General features: G+C 59.5%; 24 protein-coding genes. 15 read left to right on the top strand and 9 right to left on the bottom strand.

Annotated features, from left to right (window positions below):
* Positions 1-53 precede the first annotated feature (53 nt).
* From ACQZ5F_RS19635 to ACQZ5F_RS19660, 6 genes are all read right to left on the bottom strand, one after another.
* Positions 54-1,583 (bottom strand): extracellular solute-binding protein, encoded by a 1,530-nt coding sequence (locus ACQZ5F_RS19635; RefSeq protein ID WP_448730968.1) that lies wholly within the window; start codon positions 1,581-1,583, stop codon positions 54-56.
* Between the two features lie 60 nt (positions 1,584-1,643).
* Positions 1,644-2,525, bottom strand: a complete 882-nt coding sequence (locus ACQZ5F_RS19640; protein WP_003517572.1) for a carbohydrate ABC transporter permease — start codon at positions 2,523-2,525, stop codon at positions 1,644-1,646.
* An 11-nt stretch (positions 2,526-2,536) separates the two neighbouring features.
* Complete coding sequence (locus ACQZ5F_RS19645) at positions 2,537-3,466, bottom strand: ABC transporter permease (RefSeq protein ID WP_046801050.1); 930 nt, start codon at positions 3,464-3,466, stop codon at positions 2,537-2,539.
* The gene (locus ACQZ5F_RS19650) at positions 3,463-4,578 is read right to left on the bottom strand and encodes an ABC transporter ATP-binding protein (RefSeq protein WP_448730768.1); all 1,116 of its coding nucleotides are present in this window, start codon (positions 4,576-4,578) and stop codon (positions 3,463-3,465) included. Before ACQZ5F_RS19650 ends, ACQZ5F_RS19645 begins: the two co-directional genes overlap by 4 nt.
* Positions 4,579-4,608: 30 nt before the next feature.
* Entirely contained in the window at positions 4,609-5,397 is a 789-nt protein-coding gene (locus tag ACQZ5F_RS19655; RefSeq protein WP_225341569.1) for a GntR family transcriptional regulator, read from the bottom strand.
* A 238-nt stretch (positions 5,398-5,635) separates the two neighbouring features.
* Complete coding sequence (locus tag ACQZ5F_RS19660; protein WP_137087624.1) at positions 5,636-6,862, bottom strand: MFS transporter; 1,227 nt, start codon at positions 6,860-6,862, stop codon at positions 5,636-5,638.
* Between the two features lie 121 nt (positions 6,863-6,983).
* Here ACQZ5F_RS19660 and ACQZ5F_RS19665 point away from each other — a divergent pair, with 121 nt between their 5' ends.
* From ACQZ5F_RS19665 to ACQZ5F_RS19730, 14 genes are all read left to right on the top strand, one after another.
* Entirely contained in the window at positions 6,984-7,577 is a 594-nt protein-coding gene (locus ACQZ5F_RS19665) for a TetR/AcrR family transcriptional regulator (protein WP_225244539.1), read from the top strand.
* A gap of 175 nt (positions 7,578-7,752) precedes the next feature.
* Positions 7,753-9,507: an alkaline phosphatase gene (locus ACQZ5F_RS19670; RefSeq protein ID WP_052819161.1), complete on the top strand. Its 1,755-nt coding sequence runs from the start codon at positions 7,753-7,755 to the stop codon at positions 9,505-9,507.
* Between the two features lie 114 nt (positions 9,508-9,621).
* Positions 9,622-10,086 (top strand): hypothetical protein, encoded by a 465-nt coding sequence (locus ACQZ5F_RS19675; protein ID WP_046801044.1) that lies wholly within the window; start codon positions 9,622-9,624, stop codon positions 10,084-10,086.
* Positions 10,087-10,090: 4 nt separating this feature from the next.
* Positions 10,091-10,780, top strand: a complete 690-nt coding sequence (locus ACQZ5F_RS19680; protein WP_448730769.1) for an ABC transporter ATP-binding protein — start codon at positions 10,091-10,093, stop codon at positions 10,778-10,780.
* Positions 10,777-12,210, top strand: coding sequence for an ABC transporter permease (locus tag ACQZ5F_RS19685; RefSeq protein ID WP_137087630.1), 1,434 nt, complete (start codon positions 10,777-10,779; stop codon positions 12,208-12,210). The genes ACQZ5F_RS19680 and ACQZ5F_RS19685 overlap by 4 nt, the downstream gene beginning before the upstream one ends.
* A 261-nt stretch (positions 12,211-12,471) precedes the next feature.
* Complete coding sequence (locus ACQZ5F_RS19690) at positions 12,472-12,930, top strand: DUF1801 domain-containing protein (protein ID WP_448730770.1); 459 nt, start codon at positions 12,472-12,474, stop codon at positions 12,928-12,930.
* 252 nt (positions 12,931-13,182) lie between these two features.
* Positions 13,183-14,220: an NAD(P)-dependent alcohol dehydrogenase gene (locus tag ACQZ5F_RS19695; RefSeq protein ID WP_137087634.1), complete on the top strand. Its 1,038-nt coding sequence runs from the start codon at positions 13,183-13,185 to the stop codon at positions 14,218-14,220.
* Positions 14,221-14,596: 376 nt separating this feature from the next.
* On the top strand, positions 14,597-15,481 hold the full coding sequence (locus ACQZ5F_RS19700; protein ID WP_046801040.1) for a helix-turn-helix domain-containing protein: 885 nt from the start codon (positions 14,597-14,599) through the stop codon (positions 15,479-15,481).
* A gap of 97 nt (positions 15,482-15,578) precedes the next feature.
* A complete protein-coding gene (locus ACQZ5F_RS19705) occupies positions 15,579-16,490 on the top strand; it encodes an ABC transporter substrate-binding protein (protein WP_080842915.1) in 912 nt (303 codons plus the stop codon).
* 71 nt (positions 16,491-16,561) lie between these two features.
* Positions 16,562-18,064, top strand: a complete 1,503-nt coding sequence (locus ACQZ5F_RS19710) for a sugar ABC transporter ATP-binding protein (RefSeq protein WP_046801039.1) — start codon at positions 16,562-16,564, stop codon at positions 18,062-18,064.
* Complete coding sequence (locus ACQZ5F_RS19715) at positions 18,054-19,031, top strand: ABC transporter permease (protein ID WP_046801038.1); 978 nt, start codon at positions 18,054-18,056, stop codon at positions 19,029-19,031. Before ACQZ5F_RS19710 ends, ACQZ5F_RS19715 begins: the two co-directional genes overlap by 11 nt.
* A 39-nt stretch (positions 19,032-19,070) precedes the next feature.
* On the top strand, positions 19,071-19,802 hold the full coding sequence (locus tag ACQZ5F_RS19720; RefSeq protein WP_448730771.1) for an SDR family oxidoreductase: 732 nt from the start codon (positions 19,071-19,073) through the stop codon (positions 19,800-19,802).
* 90 nt (positions 19,803-19,892) lie between these two features.
* Complete coding sequence (locus ACQZ5F_RS19725) at positions 19,893-21,503, top strand: FGGY-family carbohydrate kinase (protein WP_448730772.1); 1,611 nt, start codon at positions 19,893-19,895, stop codon at positions 21,501-21,503.
* Positions 21,504-21,562: 59 nt separating this feature from the next.
* Entirely contained in the window at positions 21,563-22,288 is a 726-nt protein-coding gene (locus ACQZ5F_RS19730) for an SDR family oxidoreductase (RefSeq protein WP_046801119.1), read from the top strand.
* A gap of 69 nt (positions 22,289-22,357) precedes the next feature.
* On the opposite strand, the gene ACQZ5F_RS19735 is transcribed toward ACQZ5F_RS19730, so the two are convergent.
* The gene (locus ACQZ5F_RS19735; RefSeq protein WP_003522015.1) at positions 22,358-22,654 is read right to left on the bottom strand and encodes a PRC-barrel domain-containing protein; all 297 of its coding nucleotides are present in this window, start codon (positions 22,652-22,654) and stop codon (positions 22,358-22,360) included.
* A 263-nt stretch (positions 22,655-22,917) separates the two neighbouring features.
* Between ACQZ5F_RS19735 and ACQZ5F_RS19740 the strand changes: the two genes are divergently transcribed.
* Entirely contained in the window at positions 22,918-24,054 is a 1,137-nt protein-coding gene (locus ACQZ5F_RS19740; RefSeq protein ID WP_312357361.1) for a polysaccharide biosynthesis/export family protein, read from the top strand.
* A gap of 9 nt (positions 24,055-24,063) precedes the next feature.
* On the opposite strand, the gene ACQZ5F_RS19745 is transcribed toward ACQZ5F_RS19740, so the two are convergent.
* Both ACQZ5F_RS19745 and tagF read right to left on the bottom strand, forming a co-directional pair.
* The gene (locus ACQZ5F_RS19745; protein ID WP_448730773.1) at positions 24,064-24,969 is read right to left on the bottom strand and encodes a protein kinase domain-containing protein; all 906 of its coding nucleotides are present in this window, start codon (positions 24,967-24,969) and stop codon (positions 24,064-24,066) included.
* On the bottom strand, positions 24,956-26,368 hold the full coding sequence (gene tagF, locus ACQZ5F_RS19750) for a type VI secretion system-associated protein TagF (RefSeq protein WP_448730774.1): 1,413 nt from the start codon (positions 26,366-26,368) through the stop codon (positions 24,956-24,958). The genes ACQZ5F_RS19745 and tagF overlap by 14 nt, the downstream gene beginning before the upstream one ends.
* Between the last annotated feature and the right edge of the window lie 47 nt (positions 26,369-26,415).

Here is a 26,415-nt window from a genome sequence, read left to right on the forward strand (position 1 = left end):
AAAACAGATGGGAAAGGATGGCGGCGATAAAGCCGCCATCGTGGTCGGAGGGTTTATTGCGCCGCCTTGTACTGGCGGTCATAGGCCGATTGCATCATCTTGATGACCTCGTCGTAACCGAGGGCGCTGAGACGCTTTTTATAGGCGTCCCAGCCGGTATCGACGTCCTGCGCGCCGAGAATCCAGGTCTGCTGCATTTCGGTCATGTAGGTGAGGATGCTAGGCCAGTAGCGGTCGAAGGTCGCCTTTTCCTCAGCGTTCAGGGAAACGCCCATGAACTCGTCCTTGAGGCAGTTGCACTTCTCGTACATGTCGATGCCTTCAAGCGCGATCTTGTTTGTCCACTGGCGCTCATATTCGTAATCCATCCAGTATCCGCGCGGGATCGCCGCACCGACTGCCCATAGCTGGGCATTGACCGGATCCTTGTTGTCGAGGATTTCCTTCTTGAACTGCGGTTTGCCGTCGACCATTTCGTAAGTGAGGCCCTCGACGCCGAAGTTCGACAGGATGCGACCCTGCTGCGAGAACCAGAAGTCGAAATATTTGATGGTTTCGACGGGGTGTTCGTTGGTCGCCGAAATAGCCCAGCCGACGGGCTGGACACGCAGGCGGCGGGAATCCTCGAAACGCTCACCTGAAACCGTCTTGGGCGGAAGCATGGGCTTCAGTGCAAAGCCCGCAATCTTCGGCGACAGCGCGTCATTATAGGTCGAGGTGCTGGCGAACCAGTCATGTGTCATGCCGCCGAGATTGTTGCCCAAGAGATATTCGCGCGAACGGGCGCCGCGGGTGAATATCTCCTTGTCGATCAGCCCTTCCTTATACCACTTGGCGACATTGGAAATGCCGGTCTTGTAGTTGTCTTCCGCCCAGGGGTGACGCAGCTTTCCGTCATAGACGGCAAAGTCGCCATACCGCTCCGATCCCGAAACGCGTGCGTCCCACAGATTGATGAGGCGGACGGCATCGATTTCCTCACGGGCAAAATAAGGCACCTCATCCTTGAGGCCGTTGCCGTTGGGGTCCTTGTCTCGGAAGGCTTTCAGAACCTCGTAGACCTCTTCCGGTGTCTCCGGCTGCTTCAGGCCAAGCTTGTCGAGCCAGTCCTGGCGGATGAACCAGCCGCGCGAGAACTTGCCATCAGGCACATAGGGAATGAAGTAAAGCTTGCCGTCCGGTCCGGAGATGGCGTTGCGGATGTCCTTGTGGCTGTCGAAGAAGGCTTTGAGGTTGGGGGCGTTTTCCTCGATCAGATCGTCGAGTGGAATGAACGCGCCTTCCAGCCCGTAGCGAATGAAGTCTTCCTTCAGCCCACCGGTGGCGTCGCCGCCGACGATATCGGGAAGGTTGCCAGAGGCGATCAGAAGGTTGAATGCATCGCGGCTGCTGGTGGTCGCCAGCGACGCCACGTTGCGGACATGGATGTTGGTGATTTCCGCGGCCTTCTGCTCCACCGGCCATTTTTCCGAATAGACGTATTTGTCGCGGAAGTGGAAATGGATCGTCAGTTCCAGCGGGTCTTCGGTGATCTTGCCCGCATCCTGCGCCAATGCCGGCAAGGCCAGGGTTGCGGCTGTCATCAACGCCAGTAGGGGCGCGCCTTTTCGTAGTGCTCTCACAGGTTCTCCTCCCTTGTGCTGCTACTCTTTCACTCCGCCCAGCAGAATTCCTTTGGTGAAATACTTCTGCGCGTAGGGGTAAATGATGAGGACGGGAATGATGGAAGCGATCATGATCGCTGACGTCACCGTCTCGAACGAATAATGGGCGGTGAGCAGGCTCGAGGCGAATTCGTCGTTCGAGTTGAGGTCGACGATGACGCGCTTGAGATAGACCTGAAGCGGGATTTTCTCTTCGCCGCGCAGCAGCACCATGGCCCAGAAATAGCCGTTCCAGCGTGAAACGATGCAGAACAGCGCAACGGTGACGATTGCGGGCTTGGAAAGCGGAATGAACACCTTCCACAGCAGCTGCAATTCGCTGGCGCCGTCCATCTTGGCGGCCTCTTCGAAGGACTTGGGCACGGCTTCGAAGAAATTGCGCAGCAGAATGACGTTGAAGGCGTTTGCCGCAAAGCCAAGGATGATGCCGAAGCGGCTGTCGAGAAGTCCAAGGTCGCGCATGTTCAGAAAGAAGGGGATCATGCCGGCGTTGAACCAGAGCGTAAACGCGATGGCGATGTTGAAGAAGGTGCGGCCACGCAGGCGCTTGCGCGAGAGGGCATAGGCTCCGGGGATCATGATCAGCAGGCTCATCAGCGTGCCGCCGAAGGTGTAGATGAAGGTGTTGCCATAAGCGACCCAGAACATCCTGTCGGACAGGACCCGGTCATAGGCGGCAAGCGTGACGTCCACCGGCCAGAGTGTGACGCGACCGGCCGTGACGGCGGCACCCGAGGACAGCGAGACCGACAGCACATAGATGAAGGGATAAAGCGTCGACAGGACGAACAGGCCGAGAAGAATGGCGTTTGCCCAGCCGAAAATCCTGTCGCCGCGGGAATAAAGATTGAAGTTTGCCATGTTTCAGCTCCTCACCACAGCGATGTCGACGAGACTTTTCGGCTGATACGATTTGCCGAATAGACAAGGACGAAAGCGATGACCGCGTTGAACAGTCCGGCGGCAGTCGCCAGATCGTATTGGGTGCCCTGCAGGCCGGTGCGGTAGATGAAGGTGGAAACGACGTCCGCCGTCTCATAAGTGGATGGGCGATAAAGCAGGATGATATATTCGAACCCGACCTCGACCAGATTGCCGATGCGGATGATCAGCATGATCACGATTGTCGGCAGGATGCAGGGCAGGGTGATGCGCCACATCATCTGCCAGCGCGATGCGCCGTCCACGCGGGCGGATTCGTAAAGTGTCGGGCTCACGCCGGCGATGGCGGCGAGATAGACGATGGATTCGAAGCCTGCCTCTTTCCAGACGGATGAGCCTATGTAGACCGGGCGAAACCATTCCGGCTGGGTCAGGAAATAGATCGGTTCGAACCCAAGGCCTTTCAGCATGAGATTGACGATGCCAATCGATGGCGAGAGGAAATTGATGACGATGCCGGCGACGATCACCACCGAAATGAAGTGCGGCAGGTAAACGACCGTCTGCGCCCAGCTGCGGGCAATGCCGCTTTGAATTTCGTTGAACATCAGGGCCAGAATGATCGGCACCGGAAAGGCGAAGATCAGGCCAAGGCCGCTGATGGTGATGGTGTTCCAGAAGGAACGAATGAACATGTCATTCTGGAAAAGCTCCACGAAATTCGCAAATCCGACCCAGGGGCTTTTTTCGATGCCGCGGAAGATCGAAAAATCCTGGAATGCGATGACCAGCCCGTACATGGGTTTGTAGAGGAAAACCGCAAACCAGATGAGCATTGGCGCGAGCAGGAGGTAGAGCTGCCAGTCGCGGCGCACGTCTTCCTGAAGGTCGTGAAGGCGCCCTTGAAAATCCTGTTTCATGGCCGCGCTCCACCCCGTGTTTTGAGCGATCTTCCGGTCGCCGCATCAAAGATGTGGACGCGTGCGGTATCGATGGACAGCCGGTTGATGCCGTTAAGGGCGTGGTCGCCATAAAGCGTTTCGGCTTTGGCGATAAATGGCTGGCCATCGGCCTTTCCATGCAGCAACGCTTCAGCGCCCAGAGGCTCCACGAGGTCGATGCTGCAATTTAGAACATCGCGGCCATCGCCAGCCTCCACCGACATGATTTCCGGCCGCAGGCCAAGCTTGACGGCCTGTCCTTGCGTCGTGTTCTGCGCGAAGGCATCGGGAATGTTGAAGCGCTGCCCGGAGCCGCCACCGAGGACAACGGTAACGCAGCCGTCATGGCTTTCGATCGTCCCGTCCAGAAGGTTCATCGGTGGGGAGCCTATGAAGCTTGCGACAAATGTGTTTGCCGGTTCGAGGAAAACCTCCATCGGCGAGCCGACCTGTTCGATATGGCCGCCATTCATGATGACGATACGGTCGGCAAGCGTCATCGCCTCCACCTGGTCGTGGGTGACATAGATGCTGGTAGCCTGCATCCGCTTGTGCAGCAGCTTGATCTCGGCGCGCATATGGGTGCGCAGCTTGGCGTCGAGATTGGAGAGGGGTTCGTCGAACAGGAAGATTTTCGGCCGGCGCACGATGGCGCGGCCCATGGCGACGCGCTGACGCTGGCCGCCGGAAAGATCTGCCGGCTTGCGGGCCAGATATTCGGTAAGTCCCAATATCTGTGCGGCTTCCGCAACGGCCTTGTCAACGACGGCGCGCTTCTCGCCCCTGACGCGCAGGCCGAATGCGATGTTCTCGGCCACGCTCAGATGGGGGTAGAGCGCATAGTTCTGGAATACCATGGCGACATCGCGGTCTTTCGGGGCGACCTTGTTGACGATCCGGCCATCCATTGAAACGGTGCCGTCCGAGATGTCCTCCAGTCCGGCGAGCATGCGCAGCGTGGTGGATTTTCCGCATCCCGAGGGACCAACGAGGACAACGAATTCCTGCGGCTGTATGGAAAGATTGATACCGTGGACGACTTCGAGAGCGCCGTAGCGCTTGACGACATCGTTGATTTGAACTGCAGACATGAAAGGCCCCTCCTCAAAAGCCTTGAATGTTCAGTCAGGCGTCTTCGACCCCCGTGAAGCGCGCTTCCTCGTGACGCGCGTGTTGACCTGTTCGATGAAGGTCCAGATCTTCGGGTTCTTGGAGAGTTCTGCGATCTTGGTTTCGAGTGATCCGAGATGGCGCTGGACGGCTTCGCGTGCGGCTTCGATATCGCCTGACTCGATGGCGCTCACGATCGCTTCGTGCTCCTCGATCACCTTTTCAGTGCGACGGACCGCAAAAACGCGCTTCAGATGGCGCATCCGGTCCATTTCACCTTTTGCCTGATTGACCACGCTCCAGGCGCCGGGAAGGCGGGCTGCCGCGAAGATGGTGCGGTGAAATTCCTCGTCCAGCAGGAAGAAATCCGTGAATTCCTCGTCTTCGGCTGCGGTGCGCTGCTGGGAAATGCAGGTTTTCAGACGGGCGATGTCTTCCAGCGAGTGCCGCTTGGTCGCCTCGATGACGGCGCCCTCTTCCAGCTTGAACCGGATGAAGCAGGCTTCCATGTAGCGCTGCACGTCGATCGGCGAGATATAGGTACCGCCCTGCGGTACGACAGTCACGAAACCTTCTTCGGAAAGGCGAATGATCGCCTCGCGCACCGGCGTCTTGCTGACATGCAAGAGCGCTGCGATTTCCTTTTCCGACAATGCGCGCCCGGGAAGCAGCTTCACCTCGACAATCAGTTTGCGAAGCAGGGCATGGATCCGGTTCGTCATGTTTCCATCAGCCGGCAAGTCTCGCGGGGTGACGAGTTCGGACAGCGGCAACGATGGAAATTCAAGAGCGTTAGACATATCAATAACCAAACTGAAATATCAGATTATGTAGTGACATATCTATTGTGTTTTTGAGAGTCAAGCGCGAATGATCGGTTGGGAAGCGCCACACCGAAAAACCGGAGCGATCTTTTGATCGCTCCGGTGCAAGGGTTTTGATTTTGAAGGAAGTTTCAGCGGCGGCTAAAAGCGCCTTGGGGCATGATAATGCCAGCTATTTTGCCGCCATTACCATGTTCACCGGGTGCTCGAGGTATTATTCGGCGGGCTGTGCCGCGCATGCCTGCTCGGAAGCTCTCTGCTCTCCGGAAAGGCTGCGCTGACCGAGGCCAATGATGGCGACTGTCGAAAGGCTGGCAGCAACGGACATCCAGAAGCCGTTGGTGGGGCCGAAATTATCGATGACCCAGCCGGAGATGAAGGCGCCGAGCGCCATGCCGATACCGATGCCGGTCATCACCCAGGTCACGCCTTCCGTCAGCATCGATTCCGGCACGCGGCGCTCGATAAGGCCGAATGCGGTGATGAAGATGGGCGAGATTGCAACGCCGCTGAGGAAAACGGCAAAGGCGAGCAGGGCAACGGTTGTCGTGGCAAAGAGGAGCGGCAGGGCGGTAAGCGCAAGGACGCTGACGGCAATCAGCAACTGGCGATGTAACGGCATTTTCGGGTTGATCGCGCCGAGCAGCAGGCCGACAACGAAGGAGCCTATGGCATAGACACCGATGACGAGGCTCGCGGCCTCCGGCTGGCCGAGTTGCTTGGTGATGGCCACAGCGCTTACCTCGGCCGTGGCGAAGGTTGAACCCACGAAGATCAGGGCGAGTGTGATGATCTGGACCGGCCGTAGCCGTATCGCTGATTGCTGCCGTGTCCCGCTTTCAACCGGGCGCACCTTGGGTTCTGTCGACCGCTGCAGCAGGAAGGCAAAGGTGCCGAGCGCCAGCGAGGCCGTGCTGATCATCATGCCCGCTTCCGGAAAGAGCGAGACCGCAAGCCCGACGGAAAGCGAGGCGCCGGAAATATAAACCAGCTCATCCGCGGCGGACTCAAAGGCAAAAGCCGTGTTCAGCTCTGGCCGGTCGCGGAAGATTTCCGTCCAGCGGGCACGCATCATGGCGGGGATGCTGGGCATGGCGGCGGCGAGGAAGGCTGAAAGGAACAGGGTCCAGACCGGCCACTTCTGGTTCGTGGCGAGGATCAAAACCACAAAGGCGATGACCGATATGATGGTGGCCGGGATGAGGACCTTGCTCTGGCCCTTGCGATCCACGAGGCGGGAGATCTGCGGTGCCGCAGCCGCATTGGTCAGCGCGAAGGTTGCCGAGACGGCGCCGGCAAGCCAATATTCTCCATGGGTCTGGGAAAGCATGGCGACGATACCGATCGGCGCCATCGCAATTGGCAGGCGGGCAAAGAAGCCCGCGGCGGAAAAGCCCTTCGCGCCCGGAGCCCTAAAAATTTCTCTGTATGGATTAGACATCGGGATGCACCTTGTTCAGGGAGTATCTACCACACACATACGTGGCGTATGTGAATGAGATAATTGCATACGTCGCGTATGTCAACTAATATACGTGGTGTATGTGGACGACGGAGAAAAAATGCGCAAACCCCGCAGTGAAATGATTGCCGAGACACGGGCAAAGCTTCTGTCCGCCGGTCGAAAGGCGTTTGGCAGCATCGGTTATGCCGAAGCGTCGATGGACGACTTCACCGCCGAGGCGGGGCTGACCCGTGGCGCGCTCTATCACCATTTCGGTGACAAAAAGGGCCTGCTGCTGGCGGTTGTCGCTGAAATTGACGCGGAGATGACAAAAAGACTCTGTGAGATTTCGTCGAAAGCCGCGACCCGGTGGGACGGTTTTATCGATGAGAATGTCGGTTATGTCCGCATGGCTCTTGAGCCGGAAATCCAGCGGATCATGTTTCGTGATGGACCGGCCGTGCTCGGTGATCCCTCCCGCTGGCCAAATGCCAATGGCTGTATCTCCGCCGTCGCGCGAAGCCTTGATGTGCTGAAGCAGGAAGGGGCGATCACCGATATTGACCCGGAGGCATGTGCCCGTTTCATCAACGCGGCAAGCAGCAGCGCCGCCCAGTGGATCGCGAATTCCGACGACCCTGAAAGGACTTCCAAACGGGCAGTTGAAAGCTTCCGGACCCTGCTTGAAGGATTGCGCATTCACAAAGGCTGATCCGTACCCGTTTAGGCGGGACCTCTCGACTGAAGGGAGAGCGGCGTGCCGGGTGCCCGCCTCACAGGTTCCCCGTCAGCGCTAGCTTTCACGACATGGCAATAGGTAAGTCATCCAACTGTCATATGGCGGGTCTAGGAGAGGTTGTGGTTTTCACATGTCTCGCGAGGGGAATATGCGCAAAATTGTTGCTGCTTTGGTCGCTACGACCTTTCTTGCCGGCGCCGCTCAGGCTGCCGAGGTCTATCCGCTTGATCGTGCTACGATCCTGACCGGTTCGCCGTTTGATTTCAAAGCGGAATTCGACGCGGTCGTAAAGCCGGAAGACGTCAAGATCACCGTCAACGGCCAGGATTACAAGGCTGTTCTCGGCAAGGACGTTGAGTTCGTTGCCGAAGAAAAGAACAAGGACAAGGTTCTTGGTTCGGCCGTCATCCTGCGCGGCATCACGCTCGCCAATGCCGGTGATTACAAGGTCGAAGTCTCGGCCGGTTCCGAGACCAAGAACGTGACCTGGACCGTTTATGGCACGCCTGCCCAGGCGAAGGCCAAGAACGTGATCTTCCTGATCGCCGACGGTCTGTCTGTCGCCCATCGCACTGCCGCCCGTATCATGTCCAAGGGCATGACCGAGGGTAAAGCCAATGGCCGTCTCAACATGGATGACGTGCCGCCGGTTGCCTTCATCGGCACCTCCGCCACGGACGCCGTCGCCACCGACAGCGCCAACACCATGTCGGCCTACATGACCGGCCACAAGACCGCCGTGAACGCTATCGGCGTTTATGCCGACCGCACTCCGGCCTCGCTCGACGATCCGAAGGTCGAAACGCTGGCTGAAGCCCTGCGCCGCCAGACCAAGAAGTCGATCGGCATCATCTCCACTGCCGAATTGCAGGATGCGACGCCGGCTGCCGTCGTTGCCCATACCCGCAAGCGTGGCGACAAGGCCGACATTAACGGCATGCTGTTCGACGTGAAGCCGGATGTGCTTCTCGGCGGCGGTTCCGCCTATTTCCTGCCGCAGGCGACCGCCGGCTCCAAGCGCAAGGACGACAAGGACTATATCGCCCTGTTCAAGGAAGCCGGTTACACGCTGGCGACCAGCAAGGCTGAACTCGCAACGGCTGCCGGCACCAACACCGGCAAGATCCTTGGCCTGTTCCACACCGGCAACATGGATACCACGCTCGATCGCGAGTTCCTGAAAAAGGGCACCACGGGCAAGTTCCCGGATCAGCCGGGTCTGGTTGAAATGACCAAGGTTGCGCTCGACAATCTGTCGAAGAACCCGGAAGGCTTCTTCCTGATGGTCGAAGCGGCGAACGTCGACAAGATGTCTCATCCGCTCGACTGGGATCGCGCCGTCGTCGATACGATCGAATTCGACAAGGCCATCGGCGTTGCCCGCGAATTTGCGGCCAAGAACCCCGATACGCTGATCATCGTCACCGGCGACCATACCCACGGCGTTTCCATCATCGGTACTGTTGATGATGACAAGCCCGGTACGGACATGCGCGAAAAGGTCGGCACCTATGCCGAAGCCGGCTTCCCGAACTACGAAGACAAGGACGGCGACGGTTATCCTGACAAGGTCGACGTTTCGCGTCGTCTCTTCCTGAACGCCAATAACGGTCCGGATCACTACGAAACCTTCCGCCCGAAGCTCGATGGCCCGTTTGCGCCGGCCATCCAGAACGAAAAGAAGGAATACATCGCCAACGAGCAATACAAGGATGTTCCCGGTGCCGTGCTGGTCACCGGCATCATTCCGAAGAGCTCCGACAGCGGCGTACACGCGGTTGATGACGTCGTGCTGCAGGCCGAAGGACCCGGCGCCGAAGGCTTCCGCGGTTACATGGAGCAGAGCGATGTGTACAAGGGTCTCGCCGAAGCTTTCGCTCTTGGCGCCAAGCAGACAAATTAAGATTTGAAACGGGGCAAGGGCGCGCCACCATGGCGTGCCCTTGCCGTCACTACGGTCCTGCGTTGCCGGCCATGACGGCTGACGATGAAAGACCTTTGAAGAAGGAAAATGGTCATGAGCAAGCCTGATCCGGCGCGGTTCAATCGCCGCCAGACCCTTGGTCTCATTGCTGGTCTGCCGCTGCTGGCCGCCGGCACGCGTGCACAGGCGAAAAGCGACATCACCTTCGACGAGCTTTATGGCAAGGTCAGCGTTCTCGGGCTGGAATTTTCCGAGAAGGTCAAGCAGTTGAACGGCGAGGAGGTCGCCATGCGCGGCTTCATGGCGCCACCGCTGAAGGCTGAAGCACAGTTCTTCGTGCTCACCGAAATACCCATGTCGATCTGCCCGTTTTGCTCCACCGATTCAGACTGGCCGGACAATATTGTCGTCGTCTATCTTGGCGAAAAGCAGACCTTTACCCAGCCCAGCCAGACGATCGAAGTGCGCGGTACACTGGAAACGGGTTCCTGGACTGATCCGGACACCGGCTTCGTCAGCCTGCTGCGCATTCGCCAGGCAGAATACGCGACGGTTTGAAACCATGCTGCCTCTGAAGATAGAAAATCTTGCCGTCTCCTTTCCCGGACTGGCGGCTCCGGTTCTTGTTATCGACCATCTGGAAATCGCGGCCGGAAGCCGCGTGGCACTGACGGGTGGTTCCGGCTCGGGCAAGAGCACCCTCATCAACATCATCGCCGGCCTTGAGCGGGTTGAGACCGGCCGCGTCGTTTGGGGGAACGGGAACATTGCGGAGCTGTCCGAGGGCCGTCGCGACCATTGGCGGGCTGCCAATATCGGCCTTGTCATGCAGGAGTTTCATCTTTTTCCCGGTCTCTCTGCGCTGGATAACATCCTGTTGCCCGCTCGCCTGTCGCGTGTTGCGAATGCAGAGCTTATAAAACGTGCGGAATCCCTGTTTGCGACCGTCGGCCTCAAGCGCCCCGGGCAGCATATCGAGACCATGTCGCGGGGTGAAATGCAGCGTGTTGCCATCGCCCGGGCGCTGCTGCGCAGCCCCGGCGTCATCATTGCTGACGAACCGACCGCCAGCCTGGATCTCGAAAGCGGCGAGGCTGTCGGCGATTTGCTGCTTGCCGTTGCCGCCGGCACCGGCAGTACGCTGATTGTCGCGAGCCACGATCAGCATCTGATCGGTCGCCTTGACCGGCGTCTGACCCTCAGTGGCGGCCGTGTCGTTGCCGATACTGACGCGAAGGAGATCGCAGCATGATCGGTTTCATCCTTGCCGACCTGCGTCGCCTGTGGCTGGGCGGGGCCGTCGTGGTTCTGCTGGTGGCGCTGGCCACCGCGCTTGGCGTGGCTGTCACCTTGCAGGAACGGTCTTTGCGTCTCGGCAGCGCCCGCGCCGCCGATAAATTCGACCTCGTTGTCGGTGCTGCCGGCAGCGAAACGCAGTTGATCCTTTCATCCATCTTCCTGCAGGCGGCGCCCCTGCCGCTCGTGGATGGCGCCGTCCTCACCCGGCTTGCCGCCGATCCGCGTGTCGCATGGGCGGCTCCTGTCGGATTTGGGGATTCTTTTGCCGGCTATCCCATTGTCGGCACGACGACGAGCCTCGTCAGTAACACAACGCCCGGCTTTGCCGAGGGCAGGATGTTTGCTTTGGAAGGCGAAGCCCTTCTGGGCGCTGCCGTCAACCTCTCCGTTGGTGCCGAGATCAAGCCGATGCATGGCACCGCCGAAACCGGCGGCCGCACCCATACCGAGATCGCCTACAAGGCCGTCGGGAAGTTGCAGCCGACTGGCACACCCTGGGATCGCGCCATTCTCGTGCCGATTCAGGCTGTGTGGCACGTCCATGGTCTTGGCCAGGAACATGGTCATGATCACGGTGAAGGCAATGGGGAAGGTGACGCGGCTGCGCATGATGACGGGCATCAGGAGGATGGCCATGATCACGCCCATGAAGGCGAGGCACATCATGAGGATGGCGATACGCATGCCGAAGGGGAGGTCGGCCAAGCCGATGCCATTATTCAGATCGGGATGCCGCAGGAGCCCAAAGCGGCTCTCGTGCCGGGCGCCTCCTCGGGGCATGCCGAGTCCGATCATCATGGCAGCATTGATCCCGATGCGCCGATCGTAGAGACCTTTGGTGAGAACATGCCCGGTCTGCCGGCCATTCTCGTCAAACCGAAGACGATTGCCGATGCTTATCGGCTGAGACAGGAATATCGCAGCGGCAATACGCTTGGCGTTTTCCCGGGCGAGGTGCTCACCGGACTTTATGCCACGCTTGGTGATGCCAAGATGGTTCTGGGTGCGGTCGCCGCGGGTTCGCAAGGGCTGGTGGCGGCAGCGTTGATGCTGGTGACGGTGATCCATGTCGGTCAGCGGCGTAGGCAGATAGGCGCATTGCGGGCATTCGGCGCGCCCCGTGGCTCGGTATTCGCCATCGTCTGGCTGGAGCTTTTCTTTCTGGTGGCGCTTGGTGTCGGTATCGGTTTTCTGCTCGGCCTGGGCGCTGCCCATATAGGCGCGCAGCTGTTTACCGCAAAAAGTGGCGTGATCCTGCCGGTTGGCTTCACCCGCGAAGATTTGCGTCTTGCGCTCTTCCTGCTGGGCTTTGCCGCTGTTCTGGCCGCGATACCGGCATTGCTTGCCTATCGCCAGTCTCCCGCAGCCGCGCTCCGCGCGTGAGCGTGTACAAAGGCCACGTTTTTAGATTTATTGGAGGCTGTGCCAGTCGGCGTGATTGGCAGGGTCGTGCCCCTTGTTTCGATTACCAGACCGACAGATCGGGTTGCGTCGCTTGTAACCTGGCTCCGAACATGCCCTCCGGTCCGGGAAGCGAAAGGCGCAGATAAAATATAGTTTTTTTACTGTGGTCGCTTTTTGTGGCAGGCTTTCGCCGATACCTGCGAAATCGGCAGGAAACTGCATGACATTGAGAGGGACGAGATGGCTGAAAGGAAACCGGAAAAAGCTGCCGAAAACGCGGAGGTCGGAGCTTCGGCTGTCGCACCGAAGCTTCTTTCAGGCGGCAATCCACAGATTGCCAAGGGTTATGGTGATGCGCCGGTGCAGGCCTATATTGCCGCCATGCCGGGGTGGAAAAGCCCGGTCGGAGCGCGTATTGACACGCTGATTGAAAACCTGGTGCCCGGCGTGCGCAAGGCCGTGAAGTGGAACTCGCCCCTCTACGGCATGGAGGATGGCGTCTGGTTCCTCGGCCTTCACTGCTTTGCCAAATATATCAAAGTCAGCTTCTTCAACGGTGCGTCCCTTGAGCCGCCACCGCCCGGTGCATCGAAGCAGCCGAAGGTTCGTTACCTTGACATTCACGAAGGCGCCTTCGATGAAGCGCAGTTCGCTGAATGGGTGAAACAGGCAAGCCAATTGCCGGGTGAGAAGCTTTAGGAAGACGCGGTTCGTCAGCCTTGCAGGGAAGACAGCTCCCGGCATGGGCAGACGAATCACGTCCCATTTCCCTCTCTGGAAAAGCCATGATACCCGGCCGGTGATGAGAAATCGCCGATGCCTCGATACAGTTTTTCCGTCGCGAAGAAAAACCGGCCGATCCGGCGGATTTCTGTTTACTTTTGCCGAAGTTGCACGCCATCACGCTGATTGAACTCGCTGCCAGGCGTATCGCAAACCATGGAGGATGAGATGAAGGCACTGGTGCTGGAAGAAAAAGGCAAGCTCTCGCTCAGGGATTTTGACATTTCGGGTGAACTCGGACCGAAGGATGTGCGCATCCGCACCCATACGGTCGGCATCTGCGGCTCGGATGTCCATTATTACACCCATGGCAAAATCGGCCATTTCATCGTCAATGCTCCCATGGTACTCGGCCATGAGGCGTCGGGAACGGTCATCGAAACCGGTGCCGAAGTGGCGCATCTGAAGGCCGGTGACCGTGTCTGCATGGAGCCGGGTATCCCCGACCCGACGTCGCGCGCATCCAAGCTCGGCATCTATAACGTCGATCCCGCCGTCCGCTTCTGGGCGACACCGCCGATCCATGGCTGCCTGACGCCTGAGGTCATCCACCCCGCCGCTTTCACGTACAAGCTGCCGGACAATGTGTCCTTTGCCGAAGGCGCCATGGTCGAACCCTTCGCCATCGGCATGCAGGCGGCACTCAGAGCGCGCATCCAGCCCGGCGATGTCGCCGTCGTCACCGGTGCCGGTCCGATCGGCATGATGGTGGCGCTGGCAGCACTTGCCGGTGGTTGCGCCAAGGTCATCGTTGCCGATCTCGCCCAGCCGAAGCTTGATATCATCGCCGCTTATGACGGTATCGAGACCGTCAATATCCGTGAGCATAATCTTGCCGAAGCCGTGGCCGCTGCTACGGATGGCTGGGGCTGCGACATCGTGTTCGAATGCTCGGGTGCTGCACCGGCCGTGCTTGGCATGGCGAAACTTGCGCGGCCCGGCGGTGCGATCGTGCTTGTTGGCATGCCGGTTGATCCGGTGCCGGTTGATATCGTTGGCCTGCAGGCCAAGGAGCTTCGGGTGGAGACGGTTTTCCGTTACGCCAACGTTTATGACCGGGCAGTTGCACTCATTGCATCCGGCAAGGTCGATCTGAAGCCGCTGATTTCCGCAACCATCCCTTTCGAAGACAGCATCGCCGGTTTTGATCGTGCGGTGGAAGCACGGGATACGGATGTGAAGCTGCAAATTCTGATGCCGCAATAAAAGATCAGGCCAATTGCCTGCTGATGACTGAGCGGCAGGCACCCTGCGGAAAAGTATAAGCGCGAGCTGCCGGTGATCGGTAGTTCGTGCTCCAAAAATTCATCAAAACTCTCCCCGTCATGCATATTATATCGGCGTATCACGCAAAATTGCGCGAAAAAATCGGTGCAACTGCCAGCTTAATTGGCAGCGTCTGTACGCAACTATTCAATTTCCGACAAAAAACAGTCAAAAAAGTATCGGTAATTTCCCCGGCTTGATGTGGAAGTAAATGCGCGGCAGGCCATATGCTCCCCGTTAACGCCTGGGACGAGCCATAAAGAGGAATGGCCTTGCTCCGCAAATACGGCGGACGTGACCGATGGGAGGAATATTAATGCAGCCCGATCTGGAACTGGTACACATCCGCAAGGGCGAATCCTTCGCTGCCTGGCGGCATGGCTATCCGTTCCGCACCGTGCGCTGGCATTATCATCCCGAATATGAAATTCATCTGGTCGTTGCCACGTCGGGCACGTTCTATATCGGTGATTTCGTCGGTCGCTTCAGCCCCGGTCAGCTCATCATGACCGGTCCCAATCTCCCCCAGAACTGGATCAGCGAGATCGAGCCGGACGAGATCGTGCCGACACGCTCTCTCGTGATCCAGTTTCCGGAGACATTTATCGAAGATGCCTGCACCTCCATGTCCGAAATGGATGTGGTGCGTGCCCTGCTGGATCGCAGCCGCCGCGGCATTCTGTTTGACGACGAGACGAGCGACCGGGTTCGCCCGCTGGTCCTTCGGCTGATCGAAGCGCAGGGGCTGACACGGCTTGCGCTTTTCTGGGAAATTCTCGATCTGCTGGTCAACGCGCCGTCTTCAGAAGTGCTGGCGAGCCTGAGCTACGAGCTTGATCTGACCGGCATCGGTGATAGCGGCATCAACCGCGCTCTGTCGCATCTGCGCCAGCATTTGACCGAACAGGTTGAGGAGATCGATCTGGCCGACATGGTGGGCCAGAGCCCGAGCGCCTTTTCCCGTGCCTTCAAGCGCCATACGGGAACGACGCTGGTGCGGTATCGCAATCAGTTACGCATTGATCTTGCCTGCCAGATGCTGCTGGCGGATCAGGACGTGAAGGTGGCGGAGGTCTGCTACGATGTGGGCTTTTCCAACCTTTCGAATTTCAACCGGCATTTCCTGAAATTGAAGGGAATGTCGCCGTCGAGGTTCCGAACCATATTCGCAGCCCAGAAGGCAGCGGTCATGGCGGATTAAACCAGCGACACATCGCCGATTTTTTAGAATTCGGGCAGAGGGCTGTCCGGAAACGGGCACTTGTTGCCCCAACTTTCCAAACGGGAGGAATAGTAAGATGAAAATGAAATCCAAGTTTCTGATGGCGACAGCCGCAATTGCAATGATGGCCGCTCCGGCGCTGGCGCAGGAAAAACTGAAGATCGGCATGACCTTCCAGGAGCTTAATAACCCCTATTTCGTGTCGATGCAGGAAGCGCTGAAGGAAGCCGCAGCAAGCATCGGCGCAGACGTTGTCGTGACCGATGCCGGCCACGATGTGGCAAAGCAGATTTCCGACGTTGAAGACATGCTTCAGCAGAAGATCGATATCCTGCTTCTGAACCCGACGGATAGCGCCGGCATCGAAGCTGCCGTGCACGCTGCCAAGGCTGCCGGCGTGACCGTCGTTGCGGTTGACGCCAACGCCAATGGCCCGGTCGACACCTTCGTCGGCTCTAAAAACCGTGACGCGGGCTACAAGTCGTGCAAATATCTCGGTGAAGCCCTCGGCGGCAAGGGTGAAGTCGCGATCCTCGACGGCATTCCGGTCGTGCCGATCCTGCAGCGCGTCGAAGGTTGCAAGGCAGCACTTGCCGAATTCGCCGACATCAAGCTCGTCGATACGCAGAACGGCCGTCAGGACCGCTCCGTTGCTCTCGGCGTCGTTGAAAACATGATCCAGTCGCGTCCGAACCTCGCCGGTATCTTCTCGGTGAATGACGGCGGTGCGATGGGCGCCCTGGCTGCGATCCAGGGTTCCGGCAAGGACATCAAGCTGACCTCGGTTGACGGCGCTCCGGAAGCGGTGAAGGCGATTGCTGACGGTGGTCCTTTCATCGAAACCACGGCGCAGTTCCCGCGTGACCAGGTGCGTGTCGGCCTTGCCATGGCGCTTGCCCAGAAGTGGGGCGCACGCGTCGTGCCGAAGGAAGTCCCGATCGACGTCATGGTCGTCGACAGCAAAAACGCCGGCGAGTTCAGCTGGTAAGAACTCCTCCCAAGCCCCGTCCCCATCTAGTGTGGGGGCGGGGTTAAATCCCGACCATTGAGGAGGGTGAAATGCTGGAACTGAATGGAATAAGAAAAAGCTTTGGCAAGATCGAAGTCCTGCGTGGCGTCGACCTTGAGGCGCGCGCCGGCGAGGTGCATGCGCTTCTGGGCGAAAACGGCGCCGGCAAGTCGACTTTGATGAAGATCCTGTGCGGCATTTTGCAGCCATCGGAGGGAACGATCCGCATTGACGGCAAGGATCGCCGCTTCGCCAATTATGATGAGGCGATTGCCGCCGGCGTCGGCATCGTGTTTCAGGAATTCAGCCTGATCCCCTATCTCAATGCCGTGGAAAACATGTTCCTTGCCCGCGAAATCCGCGGGCCGCTTCGCCTTTTGAACAAGGGTGCCATGCGCAAGCGCGCGGCCGAGATCATGAGCCGTCTGGCAGTGGATGTTCCGCTCGATGTGCCCGTCCATCACCTTTCGGTTGCCCAGCAGCAATTTGTCGAAATTGCCAAGGCACTGTCGCTGGATGCCCGCATCCTCGTTCTCGACGAGCCGACCGCGACGCTCACCCCGTCCGAGACCGAACACCTCTTCAAGGTCATGCGCGAGCTGCGGCGTCAGGGCGTGGCGATCATCTTCATTTCGCATCACCTCGAGGAAATATTCGAGATTTGCGACCGCATCACCGTTCTGCGCGATGGCGAACTGATCGGCTCCTGCCTGACTTCGGAGGTCGACAACGACCGTCTGGTCGAGATGATGGTCGGCCGGCGCATCGAATCCAGCTTCCCGCCGAAGCCGCAGCTCGATCCTTCCGCCGCAAGCGTGATCGAAGTGGAAGAGCTGCAATTGAAGAAGGGCGGCCCCGTCTCGCGCTTTGCGCTGCGCAAGGGTGAAATTCTCGGATTTGCGGGCCTTGTCGGCTCCGGTCGCACGGAAACGGTGCTGGCGATGCTCGGCGCGCACTCCGCTTCGCGCCGCAAGGTCAAGGTCGACGGCGTGGACACGCGTTTTTCCGGCCCTGATGAAGCGCTGATGCGCGGTATCGGCCTGTTGCCGGAGAGCCGCAAGGAGGAGGGGCTGATCACCAGCTTCTCCATCCTGCAGAATATTTCGCTCAACAACTATCGCAAATACCGCAAGGCCCACTGGTTCCTCGATCTCAAAAAGGAACTGGAGCACACGACAAAGGCCATGGCGCAAGTGCAGGTGAAGGCGCAAGGGCCCTACGCCCGCGTCGACACGCTGTCCGGCGGCAACCAGCAGAAGATCGTGATTGCCCGCTGGCTGAACCATGACATGCGTGTGCTGATCTTCGATGAGCCGACGCGCGGCATCGATGTGGGCGCCAAGGCGGAAATCTATTCGCTGATGCGCGAATTCGCCGCCAGGGGACATTCCATCATCATGATCTCCTCGGAGCTGCCGGAAGTGATCGGCATGTCCGACAGGGTCTGCGTCTTCCGCTCCGGCGGCATCGTCGCCACCGTGGAAGGCGACGACATTAATTCAGAAACAATAATGACAAACGCCACCACCGGGAGAGTTGAACATGTCGCTTGATGCAAACACCGGCACTGCCGCGAAAACGGGCGGCTTCAGTCTCAGTGCCATGCTGCGCTCGCCGCTCGCCCTGCCTCTGGCGGGCCTGATTGTCGTATCGATCCTGATGGGGCTTGCGAGCGACAATTTCTTCAGCGTCAACAACATCATGAACGTGCTGCGGCAGGTGTCCGTCGTCGGCATTCTCGCCGTCGGCATGACCTTCGTCATCCTCACCGGTGGCATCGACCTGTCTGTCGGTGCGGTCATGGCGCTTGTCGGCACGCTGTCGGCTGGCCTCATGGTGAACACCGGCCTGTCGCCCGCAGTTGCCCTGCCAGCTGGCCTGTTCATCGGGTTGGGCATCGGTATCTTTAACGGGGCGCTTGTCGCCTGGGGCAAGATGCCAGCCATCATCGTCACGCTTGCCACCATGGGCATGGCGCGTGGCCTCGGCCTTATCTACTCCGGCGGTTATCCGGTCAGCGGCATTCCGAGCTGGATCTCCTGGTTCGGCGTCGGCCGTGTCGGTGTGGTTCCGGTGCCGGTCATCATCATGGTGGTGATTTATGCGGTGGCATGGGTGCTGTTGCAGCGCACGGCCTTCGGCCGTCACGTCTACGCGCTTGGCGGCAACGAGTTGGCGGCCCGCCTTTCAGGCGTAAAGACCCGGCGCGTCAAGCTTGCCGTCTATGGCATCTCGGGCGTCACGGCAGCACTTGCGGCCCTCATCCTCACGGGCCGCCTGATGAGCGGTCAGCCGAATGCCGGCGTCGGTTTTGAACTGGATGCCATTGCAGCGGTCGTTCTCGGCGGTACGGCGATTGCCGGCGGCAGGGGTCTCATCCTCGGCACGCTCATCGGTGCGGTGCTGCTCGGTATTCTCAATAACGGCCTCAACCTGATGGGCATCAACCCCTATCTGCAGGATGTCATCAAGGGCGGCATCATCCTGCTGGCTATCTATATCGGGCGCGATTGGCGCTGAGCCGGCCCGGAAATATCTTCATAAACGCAGGAGAATTAAATGTCTGAATCGCTGCAAGGCAAGATCGCGGTCATCACCGGCGCCGCATCCGGCATCGGGCTTGCCACAACAGAAGCGCTCTTGGAACAGGGCGCAACCGTGGTCATGGTCGACTGGAACGAGAAAGCCTTGAAAGATCTGGCCGCCAAGCTCGGCGAGCGCGCCATTCCGCAGGTCACCAACCTTCTGGATGCCGACAGCTGCAACGCCATGATCCCCGAAATCCTGGAGAAGGTCGATCATATCGACATTCTCTACTGCAATGCCGGCACTTATATCGGCGGTGAGCTGACCGAAACAACGCCGGAAGCCATCGACAAGATGCTGAACCTCAACGTCAACGCCGTGATGAAGAATGTGCAGGCCGTCGTTCCGCATATGTCGGAGCGCAAGACCGGCGATATCGTCGTCACCTGCTCGATCGCCGGCCATTTCCCGACCTATTGGGAACCGGTCTATTCGGGCTCGAAATGGGCGATCACCAGCTTCGTGCAGGGCATGCGCCGCCAGATGATCCCGCATGGCGTGCGCGTCGCGCAGGTCTCTCCCGGCCCGGTCGTCTCCGCACTTCTCGCAGACTGGCCGGAGGAAAACCTCCGCAAGGCCAAGGAATCGGGTAGCCTTATTGATGCGAGCGAAGTGGCGGATGCCGTTATCTACATGCTGACGCGCAAGCGCACCGTCACCATCCGCGACATGCTGGTTCTCCCGACCAACTTCGACCGCGTCTAAAAACTTCAGGGGCGGCTGGGAAAATCGGAACCGGTCCAGCCGCTCCATATCGATCAAGCACCGGATGATCCGCTCCGAGGAGTATCGCAAATGGCTTCCTACCTTGTTGGCGTCGATGTCGGGACAGGCTCGGCGCGGGCCGGTGTCTTCGATGTCGCGGGCAAGCTTCTCGCTACCGCCAAGCGTCCGATCGGCATGCACCGCGAGGATGGCGGCATTGCCGAACAATCGAGCGGTGAGGTGTGGCAGGCGGTTTGCGATAGTGTCCGGGAAAGCGTTTCCCGGGCCGGTATCGATCCGGCCGCTGTTGCCGGTATCGGTTTCGATGCCACCTGCTCGCTGGTGGTGCGTGGGCCTGACGATGAGACCCTGCCGGTCGGCGCTGCCGATCATCCCGAACGCGATATCATCGTCTGGATGGACCACCGCGCCGTTGAACAGGCGGAGCGCATCAATGCCGGTGAACATGCCGTCCTGAAATATGTCGGCGGCCGCATTTCCCCGGAAATGCAGACGCCCAAGCTGCTGTGGCTCAGCGAAAACAGGCCGGATATTTATGCGCGTGCCGAGCATTTCTTCGACCTGACGGATTTTCTGACATGGAAGGCTTCCGGCGCGCTCGATCGTTCCGCCTGCACGGTAACCTGCAAGTGGACTTATCTTGCCCATGAAAACCGCTGGGATGCGGAATATTTCAATCGTATCGGGCTTGGCGATCTGGCGGAGCAGGGCTTCCGCCGCATCGGTGAAAACGTCGTGCATCCCGGTACGGCACTGGGCGCTGGCCTGACCGAAGATGCGGCGAAAGCCATGGGGCTGGTGGCAGGCACCGCCGTCGCCGCAGGGCTTATCGATGCCCATGCCGGCGGCGTCGGCACGGTGGCTGCGGGCGGCGATGCGTCGAGATGCCTCGGTTATGTTTTCGGCACCTCATCCTGCACCATGACCACCACCGCCGAACCCGCTTTCGTGCCGGGTGTCTGGGGTCCCTATTATTCCGCTATGGTTCCGGGCGCGTGGCTCAATGAAGGCGGCCAGTCCGCTGCCGGTGCGGCCATCGATTATCTGGTGCAGTTGCACCCGGCCTTTGCCGAGGCGAAGGCGCTTGCGGAGAAGGAAGGCAAAGCCTTGCCGGTTTGGCTTGCCGACCGCGCGCTCGGCCTTGCCGCATCCGCTTCCGCCGCAGCTGAGATCGCCGAGGATTTTCATGTGGTGCCGGAGTTTCTCGGCAACCGTGCCCCCTTTGCCGATCCCCATGCCCGCGCGGTCATTGCCGGTTATGGCATGGAGACCGGCGTGGATTCGCTCGTCGCGCTCTACGTCGCGGGGCTTCTCGGCCTCGGTTACGGGCTTCGCCAGATCATCGAGACCCAGGCTCGCAACGGCGCGCCTGTCGAAACCATCAGTGTCAGCGGCGGGGCAGGCGCTCATCCGCTTGCCAGGCAATTGCTGGCGGACGCGACGGGGCTTCCGGTCGAACTCACCGAATGCGAAGAGCCGGTGCTTCTTGGATCTGCGATGCTCGGTGCGGTTGCTGCCGGAAGCTATCCGGACCTGATGGCAGCGATGCCGGCCATGTCGCGTATCGCCAGCTGTGCAACGCCTGATCCTGATTTTCAGAAGGTCCACCAGTCGCGTTACGACGCCTTTCTGGCGTTGCAGAATGCGGCGCGCGCCATTCGAGCCGCCAGCCATTCCTGAACCCCGCGTCACAAGCTTAGATCATCCGGCCGCATTGGCCGCAAAATAACGAGGATTCCATGCAGTTTTCCGGAAAATCCGTCATCATCACCGGCGCAGGCAAAGGCATCGGCCGCGCCTGTGCGCAGCTGATGGCCGCACGCGGTGCGGAAGTCGTGGCGATCAGCCGCACGCAGTCCGATCTCGACAGCCTGAAAAGCGAAATCGGCGGCCGTTCAATCCGTGTCGATCTTGCCGATGTCGCCGCTACCCGTGCCGCCATGGCGGAAGCTGGTCCGTGCGACTTCCTGATCAACAGCGCCGGCATCAACGTGCTGGAAAGCGTGCTTGACATGAGCGATGCCGGCTACGAGGCCGTGCTGGGCATCAACCTGCGTGCCGCTCTTGTCACCTGCCAGGAATTTGCCCGCGCGCGCGTTGCGCTGGGTGGCGGTGGCGCAATCGTCAACATCACGTCTATCGCCGGCCACCGCGGTTTTCAGGATCATCTATGCTATGCGGCGTCGAAGGCCGGGCTTGAAGGCGCAACCCGTGTTCTCGCCAAGGAGCTTGGCGCGCACGGTATCCGCGTTAACGCTGTTGCGCCGACCATTACGCTCACCGAACTGGCGGCGGAAGCCTGGAACGATCCCGTCAAGAGTCAGCCGATGATGGTTCGCCATCCGCTCAACCGTTTTGCCGAAGCTGAAGAGGTGGCACAGAGTATCGCGCTGCTGCTATCCGATGACAGCAAGATGATTTCCGGCGCCGTGTTGCCTGTGGATGGCGGTTTCCTCGCCGTCTGACGTTTGGCAGACGCAAGTGCCGCCTGTAAGTGGAGAAACGCCCGGCAAATCGCCGGGCGCTTTTTTAGATCAATGACGATGCTCGGGCATGTCCTTCAGCTGGTCCTTCGTCCATGAGGTAACCGCGTGGACATCGCCGTCCTCATCCCGCATGAAATCGAGATCGCTGAGCGGCACGGCGACGGGCTTTGCGCCGATGCCGAGAAAGCCGCCGACATCGATGATTGCGGTGCTGCCGGCTCCAACGCCGTGGACATGGTCAACCTTGCCGACCTTGTGGTCGTCCGCACCATAAACGGTCGCTCCTTCGAGCACCGAAGGTGTGAGTTCCGTTTCAACCAGACGTACGTGATTGGTGTGATCCATTGTTCTTCCTCCTGTCTTGGTTTGCAGAAAACAAACTCCCGCATTGCAAAACCGTTCCATCCAATTTTGCGGCGGGCTGAGGCAGGTTATTTCTCATCGGTACATTGTTGGGGTCTCGGGTGAATGCCGGTGAAAAGGTTGCGGAATGGTCACACCTTTTCTTTGGAAAACAAGCATTCTCTGAATTACAACCGCCAAAGTTGTTGCGGTGACGTATCGTGATGTTATCTCTGCGTCAGGTTGAATCATCGAGGGGATGCGGGATGAAAAAGTTGGGGGCGGTTCTGCTGGTTGCTCTGCTGAGCGCATGTGCAAAACCATCTGACGGGCCGACTGCGGGCAATATCCGGTCTGCGACTTTCCCTCGAACCAACGAAAAAATCCCGGTCATCGAACTGGCGAACGCACCTGCGGCCACCGTCTCCGCGTCAGGCCTGCAGAGTGCTTCCGGCCCCGGGCTCACCGCGCTTCGCAATACCGGTTACAACGCCCAGAGATTGCGGCGCGGCGACGTGATCGACATCACCGTGCTGGATACGGGTGAGGACGGGCTTTTCTCCCCGACACAAAGCAAGACCCTCAACCTTGGCCGCTTCACTGTGGATCAAAGCGGGTCGGTCAATATTCCGTTCGTCGGCAAGCAGAGAGTGGTGGATTCGACGCCCGAGGGGCTGCAATCCCAGGTCGTCGCCGGGCTCAAGGGCTCGGCCGTCAACCCGCAGGCGGTCGTCACCGTCGTCGACAAGCCGACGAGTGCAGTGATGCTCAGCGGTGCGGTCAAGACCCCCGGAAAGATCGTGCTCACCGCCCGTCAGGAGCGGGTGCTCGATGCACTCAATCAGGCCGGTGGCCCGACGGTTGCCCCGGGTGCAGCCACGGTCACCGTCGTTCGCGGCTCGCAGAGAGCCAGTGCACCGCTTGACCGCGTCATGCGGGAAGATCGCCAGAATATCCGTCTTTCGCCTGATGATCAGGTCATGATCGATGGCGATGCCGCCAGCTACACGGCGCTTGGCGCTTTCAAGAGCGCCGGGGAATTCCAGTTCGAAACCGGGAAGCTGACATTGGCGCAGGCCGTCGGCCGCGCTGGCGGTTTGCTGGATGACCGCGCCGACGCCCGCAATGTCTATGTCTTCCGCAACGAGATCACTCAGGTTCCGGCAGCAACTGTTTCCGGTGCCAAGGGCCCGGTTGCGACGGCAACGAGCATGCGGCCGGTGATCTACCACGTCAATATGCGGGATGCGTCCAGCATCGCGCTCATGCAGCTCTTCCAGATGCAGAAGGGCGACGTGCTTTACGCCAGCAACGCACCGCTGGTGGATTCGGCAAAGCTGCTGACCGTGTTCCAGAAGAGCGTGCCGACGGCTGCCGCTCCTCAACCCGGCAGTGGCAACTGACAGACTGCGCTACAAAAGCTGTAGCGCATCCATTGCCGATTGCGGTCGCGAAGCGGGATCGTCATGGCAACAGGCTGAGGCGAAATGCGAAAGCTTTTCCGTTGCCTGCTCTCCCATTGTTACGATGAGCCGTGAGGCAAGTCGTCCGACTGAGAATATATCCTGATTTGGGTTTGCTGCCGCACCCTGCATCTGCTCCGGTGACGCAAAGCCGGCCGAGGCGGCAAATGCCATGCCCCGTTGCCTGTGCTTCTGGCCAATTTCCAGCGCAATGCCGAAATCGCCGAGCCTGCCGGTTGTGACGTCGTCCTCCTGGAGCAGAATATTGGTAGGCGTCACATCGCAATGAACATATCCCTGCATATGCATGGCATTCAGGCCGTCCAGAACACGGCGAAGCACAACAACCGCATCCTGCAAGGTGATTGGCCGGATGTTGGTCTGCGACGCCAGCGATAACGGGAGCCATGGCTGCAAAAGTCCCGTCCGCCCATCGGGCAATCGCAACAGCGCGGATGTTTCCACAAGGCACGGATGGCGCAGGGCAAGCCCGATCTGCGCCTCCTCCCGTAGCCTTTGCACCAGCGTGGCATCGTCTGCCAATGCCGACGGCACGGTTTTCAGGGCGTGAAGGGAGCCGACGTCGCGGTGTCGCAATTTCAAGAGCAGCGTTGTCTCGCTCTCATGGGCAATCCCCTCGACGGCAAAACTGTCGGCAATCCAGACGGGTTTTACTGCGGAAAAATGCGAGACCTTTCGATCGAGCGCATTTCGCAGCTGATCGATCAGGTCGTTCTGTTCTTCGGTGGGCCTTTCCCGCGCGCCGTCATGGCGAATACTCCTCCACAGTTCGGAAAAGCGCGTGCCTACCTGTAAATATGCAAAATCCGGGCCTTGCAGCTCATCGTTGCTCACGCTCGTTTCCAATCACGATGGCGCTGATGTTTTCGCGTGCGTTTTCGATCAGCGCTTCCTGTATCAACGCGCCGGCGCACTCCTTGAGAAGCGTGCCGCTGACGACCTCGGCAATTGTCCGCTCTTTCAGGATTTGTGCCAGCGGGGCGCTGCACAGAAGCAGCCTATCCTGCGGACCCCAATCCTCATGGATGATATCCGGCCGGAACTGTTGGGAAAGACCGACGTATTGGGACAGCTGCTTTTTCATGCCGACAATGACGTGATCGCGTGAAAGCTGGTGCATCGTTCCGTTTTTAAGAAGATAAGCGCGTGCGTCGCCGGACCATACGATGCTTAGCCTCTCGCCGCTGATGTGGGCGATGACCACGCTGGCGGCCGGCCGGCTCGCTGCGCCTGCCGCCTGTCGTGACAGGAGAAGGCTGTTGACGGTGCCGAGCTTTCCCCGGATGTTCTGCGTCATCATCTCCGGATTGTCGGCATCCGGCGTCTCCGCCAGAATATTGGTTACCAGACGGGCGGCCTCCACGGCGCCGTGCGTATCGCCCTGTCCGTCGGCTATGGCGAAGAGGGCAGGATTTCTTGAAACGAAGAGCGAATCCGCATTCAGGGACAGCCGCGTTCCCGCGTGCGTCGCATAGCTGTAGATGACCGGCGACGGCTGCTCGGCAGAGCGCGCAGGCCGAATGGGTGGAGGCGCTTGCGCGGGCACACTGTCTTGGGTCGGCGCATGGGCGCGCGCGGCACCCGTCCCTTCCTCATCGTTCTTGCCCGCCATTTCGCTGAACAGGCGCATGAAATCGGAAGCCTTCGGCTTGCCATCGAATTTGAGCCCCCGCGGGCGGCGACTGTGGGGATCGATATGCCACCAGAGACTGGTTGGCGGTCGGCCCCGCACCATCTCCGGTTCGTCATCCTCCTCCCGGGGTTTGGGCAGCCGCAGTTTCCTGACCGCGGCGTTGAAGCGCGCAATCTCGAAATCGCCGGTCGTGGATGTCTCGGCCAGGGCCTCGGCCGCCATGAACCAGGTATCGTCCAGATAGAGCGTTCTTGGGTGTTTCCGGAAATTGTTAAGCTGGGCGATGATGGCCAGCGGATATTTCCGCCCCACCCGGTCCGTGCTGGGCAGCAGCACGCCCACATAGGCGCAGTTTCCCCAGATGCCCCTTTCGACAATGAAGCGTATGGGCGGCGACGATGAGAATATGGCTGGCCAGCGGCCCGCGAACATATCCGCACAGGCATGCAGGCCGGATCGCATCCAGTCGTCAAAGGTGCTGATCAATTCCCGTTCAAGGCCGTCGGAGATGAAATCGCCGTGGCTGGGTACCTTGCCGAAGAAACCGATGCGGTCGCTTTCCGCTGCGGTTTCCGCGGGTCTCGATGCCTGATTGACCATCAGACGGAAACAACCGCTGAGGTTGTCGTCATCGCTGCCATCCTTAC

It is taken from the genome of Agrobacterium sp. 22-210-1 (assembly GCF_053522525.1).

Bases quoted from the DNA above. Each gene is read 5' to 3' on its own strand.
- ACQZ5F_RS19635 (WP_448730968.1), bottom strand. From the start codon at position 1,583: ATGACAGCCGCAACCCTGGCCTTGCCGGCATTGGCGCAGGATGCGGGC.
- ACQZ5F_RS19640 (WP_003517572.1), bottom strand. From the start codon at position 2,525: ATGGCAAACTTCAATCTTTATTCCCGCGGCGACAGGATTTTCGGCTGG.
- ACQZ5F_RS19645 (WP_046801050.1), bottom strand. From the start codon at position 3,466: ATGAAACAGGATTTTCAAGGGCGCCTTCACGACCTTCAGGAAGACGTG.
- ACQZ5F_RS19650 (WP_448730768.1), bottom strand. From the start codon at position 4,578: ATGTCTGCAGTTCAAATCAACGATGTCGTCAAGCGCTACGGCGCTCTC.
- ACQZ5F_RS19655 (WP_225341569.1), bottom strand. From the start codon at position 5,397: ATGTCTAACGCTCTTGAATTTCCATCGTTGCCGCTGTCCGAACTCGTC.
- ACQZ5F_RS19660 (WP_137087624.1), bottom strand. From the start codon at position 6,862: ATGTCTAATCCATACAGAGAAATTTTTAGGGCTCCGGGCGCGAAGGGC.
- ACQZ5F_RS19665 (WP_225244539.1), top strand. From the start codon at position 6,984: ATGCGCAAACCCCGCAGTGAAATGATTGCCGAGACACGGGCAAAGCTT.
- ACQZ5F_RS19670 (WP_052819161.1), top strand. From the start codon at position 7,753: ATGCGCAAAATTGTTGCTGCTTTGGTCGCTACGACCTTTCTTGCCGGC.
- ACQZ5F_RS19675 (WP_046801044.1), top strand. From the start codon at position 9,622: ATGAGCAAGCCTGATCCGGCGCGGTTCAATCGCCGCCAGACCCTTGGT.
- ACQZ5F_RS19680 (WP_448730769.1), top strand. From the start codon at position 10,091: ATGCTGCCTCTGAAGATAGAAAATCTTGCCGTCTCCTTTCCCGGACTG.
- ACQZ5F_RS19685 (WP_137087630.1), top strand. From the start codon at position 10,777: ATGATCGGTTTCATCCTTGCCGACCTGCGTCGCCTGTGGCTGGGCGGG.
- ACQZ5F_RS19690 (WP_448730770.1), top strand. From the start codon at position 12,472: ATGGCTGAAAGGAAACCGGAAAAAGCTGCCGAAAACGCGGAGGTCGGA.
- ACQZ5F_RS19695 (WP_137087634.1), top strand. From the start codon at position 13,183: ATGAAGGCACTGGTGCTGGAAGAAAAAGGCAAGCTCTCGCTCAGGGAT.
- ACQZ5F_RS19700 (WP_046801040.1), top strand. From the start codon at position 14,597: ATGCAGCCCGATCTGGAACTGGTACACATCCGCAAGGGCGAATCCTTC.
- ACQZ5F_RS19705 (WP_080842915.1), top strand. From the start codon at position 15,579: ATGAAAATGAAATCCAAGTTTCTGATGGCGACAGCCGCAATTGCAATG.
- ACQZ5F_RS19710 (WP_046801039.1), top strand. From the start codon at position 16,562: ATGCTGGAACTGAATGGAATAAGAAAAAGCTTTGGCAAGATCGAAGTC.
- ACQZ5F_RS19715 (WP_046801038.1), top strand. From the start codon at position 18,054: ATGTCGCTTGATGCAAACACCGGCACTGCCGCGAAAACGGGCGGCTTC.
- ACQZ5F_RS19720 (WP_448730771.1), top strand. From the start codon at position 19,071: ATGTCTGAATCGCTGCAAGGCAAGATCGCGGTCATCACCGGCGCCGCA.
- ACQZ5F_RS19725 (WP_448730772.1), top strand. From the start codon at position 19,893: ATGGCTTCCTACCTTGTTGGCGTCGATGTCGGGACAGGCTCGGCGCGG.
- ACQZ5F_RS19730 (WP_046801119.1), top strand. From the start codon at position 21,563: ATGCAGTTTTCCGGAAAATCCGTCATCATCACCGGCGCAGGCAAAGGC.
- ACQZ5F_RS19735 (WP_003522015.1), bottom strand. From the start codon at position 22,654: ATGGATCACACCAATCACGTACGTCTGGTTGAAACGGAACTCACACCT.
- ACQZ5F_RS19740 (WP_312357361.1), top strand. From the start codon at position 22,918: ATGAAAAAGTTGGGGGCGGTTCTGCTGGTTGCTCTGCTGAGCGCATGT.
- tagF (WP_448730774.1), bottom strand. From the start codon at position 26,368: ATGGTCAATCAGGCATCGAGACCCGCGGAAACCGCAGCGGAAAGCGAC.